The 19,125-nt window shown below is 74.0% G+C and carries 15 protein-coding genes; 11 read left to right on the top strand and 4 right to left on the bottom strand.

Annotated elements, in window-relative coordinates; all coding sequences use genetic code 11:
* Positions 1 to 230: 230 nt before the first annotated feature.
* The 6 genes from ggt to CD790_RS07265 all read left to right on the top strand — a co-directional run bounded on the left by ggt (position 231) and on the right by CD790_RS07265 (position 9,537).
* Positions 231 to 2,117 (top strand): gamma-glutamyltransferase, encoded by a 1,887-nt coding sequence (gene ggt, locus CD790_RS07240; protein ID WP_144382198.1) that lies wholly within the window; start codon positions 231 to 233, stop codon positions 2,115 to 2,117.
* A gap of 160 nt (positions 2,118 to 2,277) precedes the next feature.
* Complete coding sequence (locus tag CD790_RS07245) at positions 2,278 to 4,263, top strand: hypothetical protein (RefSeq protein ID WP_144382199.1); 1,986 nt, start codon at positions 2,278 to 2,280, stop codon at positions 4,261 to 4,263.
* Between the two features lie 480 nt (positions 4,264 to 4,743).
* A complete protein-coding gene (locus tag CD790_RS07250; protein ID WP_144382200.1) occupies positions 4,744 to 5,586 on the top strand; it encodes a nitrilase-related carbon-nitrogen hydrolase in 843 nt (280 codons plus the stop codon).
* Positions 5,587 to 5,793: 207 nt separating this feature from the next.
* Positions 5,794 to 7,104 carry an aspartate aminotransferase family protein gene (locus CD790_RS07255; RefSeq protein ID WP_144382201.1) on the top strand — a complete coding sequence of 437 codons (1,311 nt, stop codon included), beginning with the start codon at positions 5,794 to 5,796 and terminating at the stop codon, positions 7,102 to 7,104.
* Positions 7,101 to 8,507 carry a dihydropyrimidinase gene (gene hydA, locus CD790_RS07260; RefSeq protein WP_144382202.1) on the top strand — a complete coding sequence of 469 codons (1,407 nt, stop codon included), beginning with the start codon at positions 7,101 to 7,103 and terminating at the stop codon, positions 8,505 to 8,507. The genes CD790_RS07255 and hydA overlap by 4 nt, the downstream gene beginning before the upstream one ends.
* 28 nt (positions 8,508 to 8,535) lie before the next feature.
* A complete protein-coding gene (locus CD790_RS07265) occupies positions 8,536 to 9,537 on the top strand; it encodes a TIGR03842 family LLM class F420-dependent oxidoreductase (protein ID WP_144382203.1) in 1,002 nt (333 codons plus the stop codon).
* A gap of 16 nt (positions 9,538 to 9,553) precedes the next feature.
* Here CD790_RS07265 and CD790_RS07270 read toward each other — a convergent pair whose 3' ends face one another.
* Positions 9,554 to 10,609, bottom strand: a complete 1,056-nt coding sequence (locus CD790_RS07270) for a biotin/lipoate A/B protein ligase family protein (RefSeq protein ID WP_144382204.1) — start codon at positions 10,607 to 10,609, stop codon at positions 9,554 to 9,556.
* A gap of 76 nt (positions 10,610 to 10,685) precedes the next feature.
* Between CD790_RS07270 and CD790_RS07275 the strand changes: the two genes are divergently transcribed.
* The 3 genes from CD790_RS07275 to CD790_RS07285 all read left to right on the top strand — a co-directional run bounded on the left by CD790_RS07275 (position 10,686) and on the right by CD790_RS07285 (position 13,734).
* A complete protein-coding gene (locus tag CD790_RS07275; RefSeq protein WP_144382205.1) occupies positions 10,686 to 11,264 on the top strand; it encodes a TetR/AcrR family transcriptional regulator in 579 nt (192 codons plus the stop codon).
* A 160-nt stretch (positions 11,265 to 11,424) separates the two neighbouring features.
* A complete protein-coding gene (locus tag CD790_RS07280; protein WP_144382206.1) occupies positions 11,425 to 12,252 on the top strand; it encodes an inositol monophosphatase family protein in 828 nt (275 codons plus the stop codon).
* A 78-nt stretch (positions 12,253 to 12,330) separates the two neighbouring features.
* Entirely contained in the window at positions 12,331 to 13,734 is a 1,404-nt protein-coding gene (locus tag CD790_RS07285) for an NAD(P)/FAD-dependent oxidoreductase (protein WP_144382726.1), read from the top strand.
* 123 nt (positions 13,735 to 13,857) lie between these two features.
* On the opposite strand, the gene hemC is transcribed toward CD790_RS07285, so the two are convergent.
* Positions 13,858 to 14,844 carry a hydroxymethylbilane synthase gene (gene hemC / locus CD790_RS07290; protein WP_144382207.1) on the bottom strand — a complete coding sequence of 329 codons (987 nt, stop codon included), beginning with the start codon at positions 14,842 to 14,844 and terminating at the stop codon, positions 13,858 to 13,860.
* Between the two features lie 162 nt (positions 14,845 to 15,006).
* Between hemC and CD790_RS07295 the strand changes: the two genes are divergently transcribed.
* Together CD790_RS07295 and CD790_RS07300 are read left to right on the top strand one after the other, a co-directional pair.
* Positions 15,007 to 16,479 carry a DNA-3-methyladenine glycosylase 2 gene (locus CD790_RS07295; protein WP_144382208.1) on the top strand — a complete coding sequence of 491 codons (1,473 nt, stop codon included), beginning with the start codon at positions 15,007 to 15,009 and terminating at the stop codon, positions 16,477 to 16,479.
* A gap of 26 nt (positions 16,480 to 16,505) precedes the next feature.
* Positions 16,506 to 17,006, top strand: a complete 501-nt coding sequence (locus CD790_RS07300; RefSeq protein WP_144382209.1) for a methylated-DNA--[protein]-cysteine S-methyltransferase — start codon at positions 16,506 to 16,508, stop codon at positions 17,004 to 17,006.
* Between the two features lie 159 nt (positions 17,007 to 17,165).
* On the opposite strand, the gene CD790_RS07305 is transcribed toward CD790_RS07300, so the two are convergent.
* Together CD790_RS07305 and CD790_RS07310 are read right to left on the bottom strand one after the other, a co-directional pair.
* Positions 17,166 to 17,915, bottom strand: coding sequence for a Sir2 family NAD-dependent protein deacetylase (locus CD790_RS07305; protein WP_144382210.1), 750 nt, complete (start codon positions 17,913 to 17,915; stop codon positions 17,166 to 17,168).
* Between the two features lie 91 nt (positions 17,916 to 18,006).
* Positions 18,007 to 19,098 carry an ADP-ribosylglycohydrolase family protein gene (locus CD790_RS07310; RefSeq protein ID WP_144382211.1) on the bottom strand — a complete coding sequence of 364 codons (1,092 nt, stop codon included), beginning with the start codon at positions 19,096 to 19,098 and terminating at the stop codon, positions 18,007 to 18,009.
* Between the last annotated feature and the right edge of the window lie 27 nt (positions 19,099 to 19,125).

The raw sequence follows: 19,125 nt of genomic DNA on the forward strand, positions 1-19,125 counted from the left end.
ATTCGTTCTCCCAGAGGTCCCGATTCGTCCTTTCGGTGCTCGTGGAGCCCCCCGCGTGTGGTCCCGATTCGTATGACGAATGTCGACCGCCTGTGGATAACCGCAGGCGGGGGACCCGGGAAGGGGGCATGCTGAGGGCGGTGCCGGGCCCGCGTCCGCCGCTGTCCGCAGCGGCGGACGCGCCGGTATCCTCCGGCACCCGTCGTTCGCCTGGACTTGGAGGTACGCGCATGGGGTTCGCCCCGAGAGCCACCGCACCAGCAGCAACGTCACCGAACCGACGGCGCGGGGCCGCCCGCCGCCGGTTCTCCGTCCTCGCCGCCACCACCCTCATCGCCGGGCTGACGCTCGGCGCCGCACCCGGCGGCGCGCGGGGCGACTCCTCGCCCCCGACCGCCCCCGGCGCGGACACCCCGGCCAAGTCGCCGGTGGCCGTCGGCTACGGCGGCGCCGTCTCCAGCGTGGACCCCGACGCGTCGGCCGTCGGCATCCGCGTGCTGCGCCAGGGTGGGAACGCGGTGGACGCCGCGGTCGCCACCGCGGCCGCGCTCGGTGTCACCGAGCCCTATTCGGCAGGCGTCGGCGGCGGCGGCTTCTTCGTCTACTACAGCGCCGAGGACCGCCGGATCCACACCATCGACGGCCGCGAGACCGCGCCGCTCAGCGCCGACGCGGACCTCTTCCTCGATGCCGACGGAAAGCCGATACCGTTCGAGGAAGGGGTCACCAGCGGCCTGGGCGTCGGCACCCCCGGCACCCCCGCCACCTGGGACGAGGCGCTCGACACCTGGGGCACCCGCTCTCTCGCCCAAGTGCTCGAACCCGCCGAGCGACTGGCCCGCGACGGCTTCACGGTGGACGCCACCTTCCGCCAGCAGACCGCCGACAACCAGGCGCGCTTCGCCGACTTCCCGGCCAGCGCCGAGCTCTTCCTGCCCGACGGTGAACTCCCGGTGGTCGGCTCCACCTTCACCAACCCCGACCTGGCCGGCACCTACGCCCTGCTGGCCAAGCGAGGCGTCGACGTCCTGTACAAGGGCGAGCTGGGCCGCGACGTCATCCGCACCGTGCGCAAGCCCCCCGTGCGGGCGAGCGCCACCCGCGTCGTGCGACCGGGCGACCTGACGCGCCAGGACCTTCGCTCCTACGAGACCAGACGGCAGGCCCCCACCCGCACCGGCTACCGGGGTCTGGACGTGTACGGCATGGCGCCCTCCTCCTCCGGCGGCACCACCGTCGCGGAGGCGCTCAACATCCTGGAGAGCACCGACCTCTCGAAGCTGAGCCAGCGGGACTACCTGCACCGCTACATAGAGGCGAGCCGGATCGCCTTCGCCGACCGCGGCCGCTGGGTCGGCGACCCCGCCTTCGAGGACGTCCCGGTGCGGGGCCTGCTCTCGCAGCGCTTCGCCGACTCACGCGCCTGCCTCATCAAGGACGGGGCGGTGCTCACCAGCCCGGTCGCGCCCGGGGATCCGCGCAAGCCCGGCGCGGGCTGCGACAGCGGAGGAGTCAGCGCGCCCACCACCTACGAGGGGGAGAACACCACCCATCTGACGGTGGCCGACAAGTGGGGGAACGTGGTGGCGTACACCCTCACCATCGAGCAGACCGGCGGCAGCGGCATCACCGTGCCGGGGCGCGGCTTCCTGCTCAACAACGAGCTGACCGACTTCTCCTTCGCGCCGGCCAACCCCGCCGTCCACGACCCCAACCTGCCCGGTCCCGGGAAGCGGCCGCGCTCCTCCATGTCGCCCACGATCGTGCTCGACGACGGCCGGCCGGTCCTCGCGCTCGGCTCCCCGGGCGGCTCGACCATCATCACCACGGTGCTCCAGACGCTGACCGGTCACCTGGACCGCGGACTGCCACTGGTCGACGCCATCGCCGCCCCCCGCGCCAGCCAGCGCAACGCGGCGACCACCGACCTCGAACCCGGGCTGTGGAACAGCCCGCTGCGACGCCAACTGGAGGCGATAGGGCACACCTTCAAGCAGAACCCCGAGATCGGCGCGGCGACAGGAGTGCAGCGACTCCCCGACGGCCGCTGGCTCGCCGCGGCGGAGACGGTCCGGCGCGGTGGCGGCTCCGCGATGGTGGTGAGGCCCACGGGCTGACGTAGCGGCGCTCCCCCTCACGTCGTAGGCCGTCCGCCCCTCCACGCCGTAAGCGCATTCGGAAAAACGCCCGTAGCACGCCCGTAACCGGTCTCGTAACACGCAGGGTGTCGAATGCGTGCGCACGGGAGGGTGCGCGGTCCATGGGCGAGGGGTGGAGATGGCGGACGGCCAACTCACGACGGAGATCGACGAGTTCGCCCGGTTTCTGCGGGCACTGACCGGGCGGCTCGCCCCGGACTCCGGCTGGTACGGCGTCTTCGCCCTCCGCGACCCCGAGGGCATCCGGGCCTGTCTCGACGGTCGTGAGGTGCCGCCCTGGGACGTGGTCCAGGCCCTGCTCCAGGATCTGTCCGAGCGGTGCGGCGCCACCGAGGCCGCCGCGGCGGCCGGCCGGGCCGCCGTCCTCTACCGCGCCTCCGTCACCGCCTACGACACCCGGATCGGCGGCCCGGCCGCCCTCCGTGCCCGTCTGGAGGCGATGCGCCGTCAGCGTCGATACGCGGCGCATCGCGAGCACCACCTGCGGGCGGCGGCGGAGGCCGCCCACGCCGACCCGGCCGCCCTGCGGCGCCTCACCACGGACCTCGCCTGGGCCCACGACGACTGCGAACGCGCCACCGCCCGCTGCCAGGAACTCGCCGCCCGACTCCAGGCCCTGGGCCAGCCCGTTCCCCCCTCCGCCCCGGACTTACCCGGCCCGGCCGAAGGCCCCGCCCCCGCCCCAGCCCCCGCCCCCACCCGCGACCCGGCCGCTGGTGGCCCGGCCACGGCCCCCGTGGGACCTCGCGCCCCCGCAGGGCCGGCCACCCCCGCCGGGCCGCCCGCCTCGGCTGGACCGGGGGCTCCTACCGAGGTGGCCGCTCCCGCCCGGCTGCCGGACCCCATGGCGCCGGATGCTTCGGCCGGGGCGCCGGCCTCCGCCACGGCGCCCCTCGTTTCGGGATCATGGGGGCCCGGCGGACCGCGGGAGTCCGGCGGGCCACGGGAGTCCGGCGGGCCACGGGAGTCCGGCGGCTCACGGGAGTCTGGCGGACCACGGGAGTCCGGCGGGCCACGGCATGCCGCCGGATCACGCGGGGCCGCCGGAGCGGCGGGGCCCGTCGGGGGGCCGGCCGCCGCGGGCGCTCCCGCCCCCGCCTGGGCATCCGCCGGCGTGGGGATGCCCGCTCCCACGGGGGCGCCCGCTCCCGCGGGGGCGCCCGCTCCCACTGGGGCGCCCCCGCCCGCGCGGGAGACCGGGCACGCCGGGGAGCCCGTCGCCGAGGCGCGGCGGAGTGGTGAGGAGGCGCGTCGGGATGAGGGTGACGGGCCGGTGCGGCGGCGTCCGCGGGGGGCGCGGTTCGCGGGAGTGGAGGCGGATGAGGTCGAGGCGACAGGTGCGGGGGCGGGCGTCATGCCGGTGGTGGCGCGAGCGGTGACACCGGCGACCGGAGCGCCCCGAGGGGCACGCTTCGCCGGGGCCTATGGGGAAGCGGACGAGGGCGGGCACGGTGGCAGGCGGCGCGGGCGCCGCAGGGGAGCGGCGGAGGCGCGCGGCACGGACCAGGAGTCGGCTCCGCGCCACGAGGGCCGGGGCACGGGGCCGGAGCGGAGGGGCGCCCTCGCGCGGCAGGAGGCGGTGGCGGCCGTGGACCGGATCGCGCGGTTGCGGGCGGCGGGCCGCAGCGGCGAGGCTCACGGGGTGCTCTGCGAGGCCGCTCTCTGGCCGGCGGAGCGGCTGCCCCTGCTGGCGGCGGAACTGGAGCGCGCGGGGCTGGCGGCGGACGTCGCCACCCTCCTGTGGGAGCTCGCCGGACTGCCCCCGGCGGCGCTCGCCGCGGCCGCCGGGGCGCTCGCGGACGCGGACCGGGCGTACGACTGCGCGCACCTGCTGCGGCAGAGCACGGCGCGCCCGGTCGCCGAGGTGGCGGGGGCGGCGCTCGCGCTGTGCGAGGCAGGGCACCGGCCGGAGGCGAACGGGCTGCTGGAGTCGCTGGTGCGGGCCCGTACCCCCGCCGAGGTCGCGGGGGCGGCGTCCGCGGACCCGGGCCGGATGGTGCCGATGCTGCTGACCGCGGCGCTCGAGGTGTCCTCCAGCAGGCACCACGACATCGCCCACGCGCTGCGCGTGGCGGGGGTTCCAGGGGTCCCGGGCCTGGCCTGAGGCCGAGCAGGCCGACCCACGCGCCCGGCGCGCGGCGAGACGCGCGCCGGGAATCGGGACGCCTGACCACGGGGAGGCCCGCCGCCGGGGACGCCAGCGCCGGGGATGCCCGCCATGGGCGGACGTCCGTCAACGGCGACGTCCGTCAACGGCGACGGCCGCCCCGGAACGGGGGACAGCCGACCGGAGCGAGGGTCGCCGGCAGGAGAAGCGGACCCGCGCGGGGAGTCGGGTGGGCGCCTGCCGAGGGGACGTCGGCCCGAAGCGATGGCGTGTCGGGGAGCGGGGACACCCGACCGGAAACGGGCTCGCCCATCAGGAGACCCGGCGGGCGGCGGAGACGCGTGTCAGCAAACATGATCGCCTCGTTGCTTAACGCCGGCGGTCTTGTCACCGTGGGAAGACGGGTCGTACGTTCTCCACCTACGCCCCGTATCTACGTGCGTAGACGCGTCTGACGTGCAGTCAAAGGAGCCTCTCATGGCCAAGATTGTTCGCGCGGCACTGGTCCAGGCCACCTGGACGGGTGATACCGAAACGATGATCGCAAAGCACGAGGAGCACGCACGCGCGGCGGCCGCGCAGGGGGCCAAGGTGATCGGCTTCCAGGAAGTCTTCAACGCACCGTACTTCTGCCAGGTCCAGGAGCCCGAGCACTATCGGTGGGCGGAGCCGGTGCCGGACGGTCCCACCGTGCGCCGCATGCGGGACCTGGCCCGCGAGACCGGCATGGTCATCGTGGTGCCGATCTTCGAGATCGAGCAGTCGGGCCTGTACTTCAACACCGCCGCGGTCATCGACGCCGACGGCAGCTATCTGGGCAAGTACCGCAAGCACCACATCCCGCAGGTCAAGGGGTTCTGGGAGAAGTACTACTTCAAGCCGGGCAACCTCGGCTGGCCGGTCTTCGACACCGCCGTCGGCAAGGTGGGCGTCTACATCTGCTACGACCGGCACTTCCCGGAGGGATGGCGCGCCCTGGGACTGGCCGGCGCCGAGTTGGTCTACAACCCGTCGGCCACCCACCGGGGGCTGTCGCAGTACCTGTGGCGGCTGGAGCAGCCCGCGGCCGCGGTGGCCAACGAGTACTTCGTCGCCGCGATCAACCGGGTGGGCCAGGAGGAGTACGGCGACAACGACTTCTACGGGAGCTCGTACTTCGTCGACCCGCGCGGACAGATCGTCGGCGACGCGGCCAGCGACACCAAGGAGGAGCTGGTCGTCCGCGACCTCGACTTCGACCTCATCGAGGAGGTGCGGCGCCAGTGGGCGTTCTACCGGGACCGGCGCCCGGACGCGTACGACGGCCTGGTGCGCCCGTGACGGGAACGTCCCTGAGGCGGGCCGCCGTCACGGAGGCGCCCGTGACGAGGACGACGGTGACGAGGACGACCGTGATGAGGACGACCGTGAGGGGGCGCCCGTGACGGGGACGACCGCGAGGCGGGCTCCGGTGAGACGGGCGACCGTGAGCGGGACCGGAGCCGGAGCGACCCCCGGACGCGCGCCGGGAGAGACCGAGGGAGCATCATGAGCGAGACCCACGCCGCGCTGCACGCACGCCACCGCGCCGTGCTGCCCGACTGGCTGGCCCTCTACTACCAGCACCCGATCGAGATCACCCATGGCGAGGGCCGGCACGTCTGGGACGCCGACGGCAAGCGCTACCTCGACTTCTTCGGCGGCATTCTCACCACCATGACCGCCCACGCCCTGCCCGAGGTCACCAAGGCGGTGACGGAGCAGGCGGGCCGGATCCTGCACACCTCCACCCTCTACCTCGACCGCCCCATGGTGGACCTGGCCGAGCGGGTCGCGCGACTGTCCGGGATCCCCGACGCCCGGGTCTTCTTCACCACCTCCGGCACCGAGGCCAACGACACCGCGCTGCTGCTCGCGACCACCCACCGCCGCTCCAACCAGATCCTGGCCATGCGCAACAGCTACCACGGCCGGTCCTTCTCCACCGTCGGCATCACCGGCAACCGCTCCTGGTCCCCGACCAGCCTCTCCCCACTCCAGACGCTGTACGTGCACGGCGGGGTGCGCGGCCGCGGCCCCTACGCGCACCTGTCCGACGCCGAGTTCATCGCCGCCTGCGTGGCGGACCTGGAGGACGTGCTGGGCCAGGCGCACGGCAGCGTCGCCGCGCTGATCGCCGAGCCGGTGCAGGGAGTCGGCGGGTTCACCGCCCCGCCCGACGGCCTCTACGCCGCCTTCCGCGAGGTGCTCGAACGCCACGGCATCCTGTGGATCAGCGACGAGGTGCAGACCGGCTGGGGTCGCACCGGCGAGCACTTCTGGGGCTGGCAGGCGCACGCCCACGCCGGCCCCCCGGACATGCTGACCTTCGCCAAGGGCATCGGCAACGGCATGTCCATCGGCGGGGTCGTCGCCCGCGCGGAGGTGATGAACTGCCTGGAGGCCAACTCGATCTCCACCTTCGGCGGCAGCCCGATCACCATGGCCGCGGGCCTGGCCAACCTCACCCATCTCCTCGAACACGACCTCCAGGGCAACGCGCGGCGCGTCGGCGGGCTGCTGATCGAACGGCTGCGCGCCGCCACCGCCGGGAACGACGCGGTGCGCGAGGTGCGGGGCCGCGGCCTGATGATCGGCGTCGAGCTGGTCGAGCCGGGATCCGAGCGGCCCTCGCCGACGGCCGCCTCCGCGGTGCTGGAGGCCGCGCGGGAGGCGGGTCTGCTCATCGGCAAGGGCGGCGGCCACCACACCAGCGTGCTGCGCATCGCCCCGCCGCTGAGCCTCACGGTCGCCGAGGCGGAGCAGGGCGCGGCCATCCTGGAGCAGGCGCTGAACACGGCACGAGGGAGGGCGGTATGAGCGGCAGCCGCACCGTCATCCGCGGCGGACTCGTCATCACCGCGGCCGACGAGATGCCCGCCGACGTCCTGATCGAGGACGGCCGGGTGGTCGCCGTCGCCGCCCACGGCGGCGACTACGCGGCCGGCTGGACCGCCGACCGCACGATCGACGCCACCGACCTCTACGTCGTCCCGGGCGGCGTTGACGCGCACACCCACATGGAGCTGCCGTTCGGCGGCACCTCGGCCTCCGACACCTTCGAGACCGGGACCCGCGCGGCCGCCTGGGGCGGGACCACCACCATCGTGGACTTCGCCGTGCAGACCAAGGGGCAGGCGCTGCGCGAGGGGCTGGACGCCTGGCACGCGAAGGCGGCGGGCAACTGCGCCGTCGACTACGCCTTCCACATGATCCTCTCCGATGTGAACGACAGCTCGCTCAAGGAGATGGACCTGCTCGTGGAGGAGGGCCTGACCTCGTTCAAGCTGTTCATGGCCTATCCCGGGGTGTTCTACAGCGACGACGGGCAGATCCTGCGTGCCATGCAGCGCTCGGCGGGCAACGGCGGGCTGATCATGATGCACGCCGAGAACGGCATCGCCATCGACGTCCTCGTCCAGCAGGCCCTGGCCGCCGGCCGAACCGATCCGCGCTACCACGGCGAGGTGCGCAGGGCGCTGTTGGAGGCCGAGGCCACTCACCGCGCCATCCAGCTCGCGCGGGTCGCCGGCGCCCCGTTGTACGTGGTGCACGTCTCGGCCCAGGAGGCGGTCCAGGAGCTCGCCGCCGCGCGCGACATGGGCCTGGACGTCTTCGGCGAGACCTGCCCGCAGTATCTGTTCCTGTCCACCGACAACCTCGCCGAGCCGGACTTCGAGGGCGCCAAGTACGTCTGCTCCACCCCGCTGCGGCCGCGCGAACACCAGGCCGCGCTCTGGCGCGGACTGCGCACCAACGACCTCCAGGTCGTCTCCACCGACCACTGCCCGTTCTGTTTCACGGGCCAGAAGGAACTGGGCCGCGGCGACTTCTCGAAGATCCCCAACGGGCTGCCGGGGGTGGAGAACCGCATGGACCTGCTCCACCAGGCCGTGGTGGAGGGCCATATCTCGCGCCGCCGCTGGATCGAGATCGCCTGCGCCACCCCGGCCCGGATGTTCGGGCTCTATCCGAAGAAGGGCACCATCGCCCCCGGCGCGGACGCCGACATCGTCCTCTACGACCCCCGGGCCGAGCAGACCCTGTCCGCGCGGACCCACCACATGAACGTCGACTACTCCGCCTACGAGGGCAAGCGGATCACCGGACGGGTGGTCACCGTGCTGTCGCGCGGGGAGACCGTCATCGACCGACAGCGGTTCACCGGGCGTGCGGGCCACGGCGCCTATGTGCCGCGCGACACCTGCCAGTACCTCGACTGAGCCGCCCTCTCCTGAACCGGGAACACGTATGGACTTCGGACTCGTCCTCCAGACCGACCCACCCGCCACCACCGTCATCGAGCTCATGCGCCGCGCGGAGGCGCGGGGCTTCCGCTACGGCTGGACCTTCGACTCCGCCGTGCTCTGGCAGGAGCCGTTCGTCATCTACAGCCGCATCCTGGAGCACACCGAGCGGCTCATCGTCGGCCCGATGGTGACGAACCCGGGAACCCGCACCTGGGAGGTGACCGCCTCCACCTTCGCCACCCTGAACGACATGTACGGCAACCGCACCGTGTGCGGCATCGGCCGCGGCGACTCGGCGATGCGGGTGGCCGGCCGCAAACCCAACACCCTGGCCCGGGTCGGTGAGGCCATCGACGTCATCCGTGATCTGGCGGAGGGCCGTGAGGCCGTGGTCGACGGCGCCACCCTGCGCTTCCCCTGGATCCGGGACGGCCGGCTGCCCGTCTGGATGGCGGCCTACGGCCCCAAGGCGCTCGCGCTCACCGGCCGGAAGGCCGACGGCTTCATCCTCCAGCTCGCCGATCCGTTCCTCACCGAGTGGATGGTGCGGGCGGTCCGCACCGCCGCGGCCGAGGCCGGACGGGACCCGGACGCGCTCACCGTCTGCGTCGCCGCCCCCGCCTACGTGGGCGACGACCTCGCCCACGCCCGCGAACAGTGCCGCTGGTTCGGCGGCATGGTCGGCAACCACGTCGCCGACCTGGTCCAACGCTACGGCGAACACTCCGGAGCGGTCCCCGAGTCGCTCACCGCCTACATCAAGGAGCGCGCCGGCTACGACTACAGCCACCACGGCCGCGCCGGAAACCCCGACACCGCCTTCGTCCCCGACGAGATCGTGGACCGCTTCTGCCTGCTGGGCCCGCCCGAGGCCCACATCGACAAGCTCAGAGCCCTACGGGACCTGGGCGTGGACCAGTTCGCGGTCTACGCGATGCACGACGCGAAGGAGGCGACGATCGACGCGTACGGCGAACACGTCATCCCGGCCCTGAGCGACTAGGCCCGATCTCGCCGGGTCACGGCACCCGCGCGGTCCACTCCGGCGAGCCGAACTTCTCGACGGCCAGGGTCTGCGCGCGGGCCAGTTCCTCGTCCGTCACCTTGCCGTCGGTGAGCCCGTACCGCTCGCGGAAGGAGGCGATCAGTCGCTCGATGACGGTGACGCGCGGCAGGCCGGTCTGCCGGCGGATCGGGTCGACGCGCTTCTTGGCGCTTTTGGTGCCCTTGTCGGAGAGCTTCTCCCGGCCGATGCGCAGGACGTCCAGCATCTTGTCGGCGTCGATGTCGTAGGCCATCGTCACGTGGTGCAGCACGGCGTGGTCGTCGCTCACCACGCGCTTCTGGGCCGCTCCGGCGATCTTGCCGCTCTCGGTGGCGATGTCGTTGAGCGGCTGGTACCAGGCGGTGATGCCCATGTCGCCGAGGGCGCCGAGCACCCAGTCGTCGAGGTAGGCGTAGGAGTCGGCGAAGGAGAGGCCGGAGACCAGGGACTCGGGGACGTGGAGCGAGTACGTGATGGTGTTGCCGGGCTCCACGAACATGGCGCCGCCGCCGCTGACGCGGCGCACGACGGTCACCCCGTGCCGCTCGGCGCCGGCCGGGTCCACCTCGTTCCGGAGCGACTGGAAGCTACCGATGATCACTGCTGGACGGTCCCACTCCCAGACCCGCAGGGTCGGGGGCCGGCAGCCGGCGGCCACCTCGGCGGTGAGCACCTCGTCCAGCGCCATGTGCAGCTCCGGGGGCTGCGGGCCCTCGTGGACGAGCTGCCAGTCGTAGTCGTTCCAGTCCGTCGCCTGGGCCAGCGCCCGGCGCACCGCCACGCCCACCGCCTCGGCGGAGAACCCGAACATCACCGTGCCGGGCGGCAGCGCCGCCTCGATGCGCGCGGCCAGCGCCGGCGCCTCGGTGTCGGCCGGCGCGCCCTCCAGCGCCCGGTCGATGGCGAGCAGGGCGTCGTCGGGTTCCAGAAAGAAGTCCCCCGCCACCCGCACGTCGCGCAGCGCGCCCTCCCGCACGTCGAGGTCGATGACCACGAGCTTCCCACCGGGAACCTTGTACTCACCATGCATGCCGCCCACCGTAGCCGGAGCACCCCCGCCCATGTACTTGAACTCAAGGTCAAAAACCTCTGCTACGGTTGCGCCCATGGGGAGGCCGAAACAGTTCGATCCGGATGTCGCCGTCGACCGCGCGATGGGGGTGTTCTGGCGCAAGGGGTACGCCGCGACCACGCCACAGGACCTCGTCGACGAGATCGGCATCGGCAAGGGCAGCCTTTACCACGCCTTCGGCAGCAAGCGCGGGCTCTTCGAACTGGCCCTGCGGCGCTACCGGGACAACCACGAACTCGTCATGGCGGAGCTGCTGCACGGCAGGGAGCCGGTCAGGGTGCGGCTGAGGGCCGCGCTGGAGCGCCTGGTCCAGCGGGCGCTGGCCCCCTCGGACCAGCGTGGCTGCCTCGCCGTCAACACCGCCACGGAGCTCGCCGGTCGGGACGCGGAGGCCGCGGCGGTGGTGCGACAGATCTTCATCCGCACCGAAGACGTGTTCCGCGCCGTGATCGAGGAGGGGCAGCGCAGGGGCGAGATCGCCCCCGACCGTGACGCGAGCGCCCTCGCCGGTCTGCTGCTGCACACCGTGGTCGGCCTCCAGGTCGTGGCCAGGACCGGCGACGCGTCCCATGGGCTCCACGGCACCGTCGACGCCCTCATGGAAGCCCTCTGACGCCCTGGCCGCCGCTCCGGGGGAGATCGACGCGCCCGCGTCGTCTCGGCGGACCGTGCCACCACCGCGGGCCGGATATCGACCGCTCCGTTCACCCGGACGCAACCGCTTGTCCGCCACCCGGGAACCGGTTGTCGGACGGGCGTGGTTCGATGGAGGCATGATCGATCAGTTTCTCGCCGGAGATCTGTCCGACGTCGAGGAGGCGGTCCGCAAGGCGGCCGCGGCCGAGATCCTGCCGCGCTTCCGGCAGCTCGCCGATGACGACATCATCCAGAAGAACGGGCCGCACGACCTCGTGACGGTGGCCGACCGGCTCGCCGAGGAGCATCTGACGGCGTCGCTCACCGACCTCCTGCCCGGCTCCGTGGTGGTGGGCGAGGAGGCCGTGCACGCCGACCCTGGCGTGCTGGGCGCGCTCGGCGGCGACGCCCCGGTGTGGATCGTGGACCCGGTCGACGGCACCCGCCAGTTCGTGCACGGCGAGGACGGCTTCGCCACCCTCGTGGCCCTGGCGCACCGCGGCGAGGTGCTCGCCTCCTGGACCTACGCCCCCGCGCTGGACCTCATGGCCATCGCCCTCCGCGGCCAGGGAGCCCGGCTGGGCGGCGAGCCGCTGCGCGCGGGATCCCCGACCCCCGGCGAGGTCCTGACCGTGGCCATCTCGCACTACGACTTCACCACCGAGGCCGAGCAGCGCGCCCTGGCCGGGCTGAACACCGACGGGGTCGCGCCGCGCCCCTGCGGCTCGGCCGGGCTGGAGTATCTGAACGTGGCCCGCGGCCGGCTCGACGCGATCGCCTTCTCCTGGGAGAACCCCTGGGACCACGCGGCCGGGCTGCTGCTGGTCGCCGAGGCGGGCGGCGCCAGCGCCACGCTGGCGGGGCAGCCCTTCCGGATCGCGGGCGGCAACGCGCTTCCGTTCACCGCGGCGCGGGACGCCGCGACCGTACGGCATATTCTGGGCCTGCTGGCCGTCGCCGGCTGATCGGCCGTCCGGCTGACCGGCCGTCGACCGACGGTCGGCGGACCGTTCCGCGACGGTGAGGAGGCCGACGTGGCATCGATGCTCGACGCGGTGGTGGTGGGTGCCGGACCCAACGGGCTGACCGCCGCCGTCGAACTCGCCCGGCGCGGCCTCGCCGTGGAGGTCTTCGAGGCCGCCGACGGCATCGGCGGCGGGGCCCGCACCGAGGAGCTCACCCTCCCCGGCTTCCGGCACGACCCCTGCTCGGCGGTGCACCCGCTCGGCGTCGGCTCGCCCGTCTTCCGCAGCCTGCCGCTCGCCCGGCACGGCCTGGAGTGGGTCCACCCCGAGCTGCCCATGGCCCATCCGTTCCCCGACGGCACCGCCGCCGTGCTGGCCCACTCGGTGGGCGAGACGGCCAGCTCGCTCGGCGCGCGCGACGCGGGCGTCTACCGCCGGCTCGTCGCCCCCTACCGCGGCACCTGGGACACCCTCTCCGTCGATGTGCTGCGCACCCAGTGGGACGGCCTGCCACGCTCCCCGATCACCTGGGCCCGCTTCGGGACGCAGGCCGCCCAGCCCGCGGCCCTGCTCGCCCGCCGGTTCCACGGCGCCAAGGCGCGCGGCATGCTGGCCGGGCTGGCCGCGCACGCCATCGCCCCGCTGGGCGGACTGACCACCGGCGGCATCGCGCTGATGTTCGCGATCGCCGCGCACGAGGTCGGCTGGCCGGTGCCGCGCGGCGGCTCCCAGGCCATCCCCGACGCGCTCGCCGGCTATCTGCGCGAGCTGGGCGGCACCGTCCACACCGGGTTCGAGGTCAAGCGACTGGACGACCTCCCGCCCGCCCGCGCGTACGTCTTCGACACCTCGCCCACCGCCCTGGCCCGCATCGCCGGGCTCGGCAACGCCTACCGCGGCTATGAGTACGGCGCCGCCGTCTTCAAGGTCGACTACGCGCTGGACGGACCGGTGCCCTGGACCGCCGAGGCGGCCCGGCGGGCGGGCACGGTGCACATCGGCCCCACCGCCGGCGAGATCGACGCCGCCCTGCGCGCCGCCGTGGACGGCCACGACCCGACCGTGCCGTTCCTGATCACCGCCCAGCCCAGCATCGTCGACGCCACCCGCGCACCGGAGGGCAAGCACACCTTCTGGGCCTACGGGCATGTGCCCAGCGGCTGGACCGGCGACGCCACGGAGGCGGTCGAGCGGCAGATCGAACGCTTCGCGCCGGGCTTCCGGGACCTGGTGCTGGCCCGCGCGGTCGCGGGCCCCGCGGAGCTGGCCGCGCGGAACGCGAACTACGTCGGCGGGGACATCGCCTGCGGCTCGTTCCGCGGGCTGCGCTCCGTGCTGCGCCCCAAGCTCGCCCGCGTCCCGTACGCGACCGCCCACCCAGCCGTCTTCCTGTGCTCCTCGGCCACCCCTCCGGGACCGGGCGTGCACGGCATGTCGGGCCACCACGCCGCGCGGGCGGTCTGGCGTCGGCTGCGCGGCTGAACCCCGCCGCGCGCGGCCCGGACGTACAGCGGAGGCCCCGACGAATCCCTGTGGAGGGGACCTCTGCGGGTTCGGTGGGAGTGGCTCGGTCCGGGCCGCTCCCACGAGCGGGAGACCGCCGGCTCAGTGCGGGATGCCGTCGATCAGCTCACGCGCGCCCTGGCGCAGCAGCGCCACCGCCACCGAGGTGCCGAGCGTCGCCGGGTCCAGCGGGCCGGCCCACTCGTGGGCGTCCAACACCGTCTTGCCGTCCGGAGTGAACACCCGCGCGCGCAGTGACAGCCGGCCGTCGCGCTCGGCCCGGGCGAAGCCCGCGATCGGGGCGTTGCAGTGGCCCTGCAGGACGTGCAGCAGCATGCGTTCGGCCGTCATCTCCCGCCAGGCGTCCGCGTCACCGAGCCCCGAGACGGCCTCGATGGTGGCGGCGTCGTCCTCCCGGCACTGCAGGGCCAGCACCCCGGCGCCGATCGGCGGGCACATGGTCTCCACCGACAGCACCTCGGCGATCCGGTCCACGCGGCCGATGCGCTCCAGGCCCGAGGCGGCGAGCAGCAGCGCGTCCGCCTCGCCCGCGTCCAGCTTCTCCAGCCGCCGGTTGGCGTTGCCGCGCATCGGCACGCACTCCAGATGCGGGTGGGAGATGGCCAGTTGGGCGGCGCGCCGGACCGACGAGGTGCCGATCCGCGTCCCCGCGGGCAACTCGTCCAGCGTCAGCCCGTCGGGGTGCACCAGCGCGTCCCGGATGTCGTCGCGCCTGAGGTAGGCGGCGAAGACCGTCCCCGTGGGCAGCGGGCGGTCGGCGGGCACGTCCTTGACGCAGTGGACCGCCACATCCGACTCGCCGGCGAGCAGCGCGGCGTCCACCTCCTTGGTGAACGCCCCCTTTCCACCGAGGGCCGCCAGATCGCCCTGCCAGCGGTCGCCGGAGGTGGTCACGGGTACGACCGCGGTACGGATCTCCGGCCGCAGGACCGCGAGTTCGGCGCGTACGCGCTCCACCTGGGCCAGGGCCATCGGAGAGGAACGGGTGACGATACGGATGGTGGCAACGGGCGCCTCGGCCTCACCGAGCGCGCCCCCGGCGGCGGAGCCGCCTGACGCAGAAGGCATGGCGTACACCATAGAGCCTCGACCCTCCCTCCCCGCCGCAGGCCGAGCCCGCGTCACCTTCCGGCCGAGTCCCGAGGTCGACGCGGGGCGGTCGCGGAGGGGAGCGAGGGCCGTGTCGGATTTCCGCGAGCCCCGCCGGGTCCAGTGGTCGATGCTGGAGCCATGCACACAGACCACGACCGGTGCGTACGCGCCGTGCAGTCCCATGACGCCCGCTTCGACGGGTGGTTCTTCACCGCGGTGCTCACGACGCGGATCTACTGCCGCCCCAGTTGCCCGGTCGTGCCGCCGAAAGCGCGGAACATGACCTTCTACCCGAGCGCGGCGGCCGCCCAGCAGGCGGGGTTCCGGGCGTGCAAGCGGTGCCGGCCGGACGCCACGCCGGGATCGCCGCGGTGGAACGAGCGGGCCGACGTGGTGGCCCGCGCGATGCGCATGATCGCGGACGGGGTGGTGGATCGGGAGGGGGTGCCGGGGCTGGCGGCTCGCCTCGGGTACAGCACGCGACAGGTGGAACGCCAACTCCTGGCGGAGCTCGGCGCCGGCCCGCTGGCGCTCGCGCGGGCCCAGCGGGCGCAGACCGCGCGGCTGCTGATCGAGACCAGCGCGCTGCCGATGGCGGACATCACCTTCGCGGCGGGGTTCTCCAGCATCCGGTCCTTCAACGAGACGGTGCGGGAGGTGTTCGCGCTCAGCCCCACCGAGCTGCGGCAGCGGGCCCGGCGGGGGCGCCCCGTGGCGGCGCCGGGGGAGCTGAACCTACGGCTGCCGTACCGGGCCCCGCTGTGCCCGGACAACCTCTTCGGGCACCTGGCGGCCACCGCGGTACCGGGCGTGGAGGAGTGGCGCGACGGCGCCTACCGGCGCACCCTGCGCCTGCCGTACGGCCACGGGGTGGTGGCGCTGCGCCCCGAGTCGGACCACATCGCCTGCCAGCTGTCCCTGACCGATCTGCGTGACCTGGCCGGGGCGATCAGCCGCTGCCGGCGGCTCCTGGACCTCGACGCCGACCCGGTGGCCGTCGACGACGCGCTCCGCGCGGACCCGCGACTCGCCCCGCTGGTCGACGAGGCGCCGGGGCGGCGGGTGCCGGGGACGGTGGACGCGGAGGAGTTCGCCGTCCGGGCCGTGCTGGGCCAGCAGGTGTCCACGGCGGCCGCGCGCACCCTGGCCGGCCGGCTCGTGACCGCGCACGGCGACCCCGTCGAGGATCCGGCCGGCGGACTCACCCATCTCTTCCCCACGGCCGAGGCGCTGGCCGGCCTGGACCCCGCCGCCCTGGCCATGCCCGCCACCCGGCGGGCCACGCTCACGGGACTGGTCGGCGCGCTGGCCGCCGGCGAGCTGACGCTCGGGGTCGGCAGCGACTGGGAAGCGGCCCGGGAGCGGCTCGCCGCGCTGCCCGGCGTCGGCCCCTGGACCGTGGAGATCGTCGCCATGCGGGCGCTCGGCGACCCGGACGCCTTCGTCGCCACCGACCTCGGAGTACGCGGCGCCGCCCGGGGGTTGGGGCTGCCGGCCACCCCGGTCGCGCTCACCCGGCACTCGACCGCCTGGCGCCCCTGGCGCGCGTACGCGGTCCAGTACCTTTGGGCGACCGCCGATCATCCGATCAACCGCCTTCCCGCCAACTGACCCTCCACGGAATACGAAAGGCGCTCATGACCCGCGTCCACACCGTCCACGAAAGCCCCTACGGACCGCTCACCCTGGTCGCCACGGACGGCGCGCTCTCCGGGCTCTACATGACCGACCACCGGCACCGCCCGCCCCTGGAGACCTTCGGCGAGCGCGACGAGACGCCGTTCGGCGAGACGATCCGGCAGTTGGAGCTCTACTTCGGCGGTGAGTTGACCGAGTTCGACCTGCCGTTACACCTGGCCGGCACGCCGTTCCAGCATCGCGTCTGGGCCGAGCTCCAGCACATCCCGTACGGCGAGACCATCTCCTACGGCGAGTTGGCCGAGCGGCTCGGGCAGCCGACCGCCGCCCGCGCGGTGGGGCTGGCCAACGGCCGCAACCCGGTCAGCATCATCGTCCCCTGCCACCGTGTCGTCGGCGCCTCCGGCAGCCTCACCGGCTACGGCGGCGGCCTGGACCGCAAGCGCCGGCTGCTGGCCTTCGAGAGCGGGGACGCCGCGGCGGAGGGCCAACTCTTCTAGAAGGTCACCCGCGCCCACGCCTCGGGCGTCAGGGAGGACAGGTCGGCGGGGCGGCCGCCGCCGGCGCGGCCACCTCACCGACATCGGCGGTGGCGGCGCGAGCCTTCGAACGCCGAGCCATGGAAGCGCCCGTTAGCCGACCCGACCCGATTCCCCGATCTAGGGTCCGGCCGTGCCGAGCGTCTCCAGCAGCGCGGGCAGCGCGCTTCCGATGGGCTCGCGGATCACCTCGGCCGCCAGCGGGTCGTACGGCGTCGGCTCGGCGTTGACGATGACGAGCCGCGCGCCGTGCTCCACGGCCAGGCCGGCGAGCGCGGCGGCGGGGTTCACCTGCAGGCTGGTGCCGACCGCGATGAAGATCTCGCACGCCTTGGCGATGGCGACCGCCTCGCCCAGCACCACCGGGTCCAGGGCCTGGCCGAACATGACCGTCGCCGACTTCAGGATCCCGCCGCACTCCAGGCACGGCGGGTCGGACTCGCCGGCCTCCACCCGCACCAGCGCCTCGGCCATGTCCGAGCGCGCCCCGCAGCCCGTGCACTGCACCGCGCGGGCCGTGCCGTGCAACTCCAGCACCTTGCGCGGCGGCATGCCCGCCATCTGGTGCAGTCCGTCCACGTTCTGCGTGAGCACCCGCACCGGCACCCCGGAGCGCTCCAGCCGCGTCACCGCCTCGTGCGCCCCGTTCGGCCTGGCGTGCCGCGCGGGCGAGTCCCGGCGCAGCAGCCAGGACCTGCGGCGGATCTCCGGATCGGACATGTACGCGTCGTAGGTGACCAGCTTCTCGGCCTCCGGGTCGCGCCGCCACAGTCCCTGGGGCCCGCGGTAGTCCGGAATCCCGGAGTCCGTGGAGATGCCCGCCCCGGTCAGGATGGCCACCAGGGGACGCCGCGTCGGCTCGCTGCTCATGCCGCGAGCGTACGCAGCGCTCCGTGCCCTGGCGACCGGGTTTTCGCACCCCCGCGCGGTGCGCGCCGCCCGGCCCGCGCGGGACGTCCTGTCATGCCTCCGCGCGGGCCGCGAGTGCGGTCGTGCGTCGCGCCAGATCGCTGATCGCGGCGTTGTCGAAGCCGAAGACCGCGCTGCGTACGCGGTCGTGGAGCGGCTCGGTCCACTGGGGCGGGATGGCGGCGGCCCCACACAGCACACCCGCGACGGAGCCGGCCGTCGCGCCGTTGGAGTCGGTGTCCAGACCACCGCGCACGGTGAGCGCGAGGGTGGCGTCGAAGTCGCCCGCACCGTAGAGCAGGCCGGCGGTGAGCACGGCGGCGTTGGGGACGACGTGGATCCAGTGCAGCCGCCCGGTCTCCCGGTCCACCTCGGCCAGCGCCTCCGCCCAGCCCACCCCGGCCTCGTGCAGCGCCGCCGTGTGCCGCACCGCGCGGGCCAGCCGGCAGCCCGGCGGGATCACACCCAGGGCCGTCTCCACGGCCTCGCGCGGGCCGTCGGCGGTGAACGCGGCGGCCACCAGCGCCGCGGCCCACATCGCCCCGTACACGCCGTTGCCGGTGTGCGACAGCACGGCGTCACGCCGCGCCAGGGCCGCCGCCCGGCGCGGGTCGCCGGGGGAGACCCAACCGTGGACGTCCGCGCGGATCAGGGCGCCGATCCACTCCTGGTACGGGTTGTCGACGGTGGCGGTCAGCGGCGGGCGCAGGCCGTTGGCCAGGTTCCGGTACGCGGCGCGCTCGGCGGTGAAGGTCTGGAGGTACGGCAGCGACTCCAGCCACGCCGTGCCGACCTGCTCGGTGGTGAAGTCCGGACCGTATCGCTCCAGCAGCCGCAGACCCAGGATCGAGTAGTCGACGTCGTCGTCCCGGCAGCTGCCGTCGATGCGGCCGCGGGTGCACTCGGGCCACTCCGGGCGCAGCGCGAACTCGGCGCGCGACACGACGTCGGCGCGAAGGGCGGCGTCGGGAGCGGGGAGGTAGTCGGTCAGCGGCAGCGCACCGGTGGCCCGCAGATAGCGGTCGATGCGCTCGCGCGTCCAGTAGCTCCCGTCCTCCACCGGCTTGCCCAGCATGTTCCCGGCGATCCGGCCGAGCCAGCCGCCGAGGACGCGGTCCGCGAGTGCCTCCCGGGAAGCCTCCATGGAACAGGTGTACCCGCGGCGGGGGCC

Source organism: Streptomyces sp. SAJ15 (assembly GCF_007595705.1).
Taxonomy (GTDB): Bacteria; Actinomycetota; Actinomycetes; order Streptomycetales; family Streptomycetaceae; genus Streptomyces.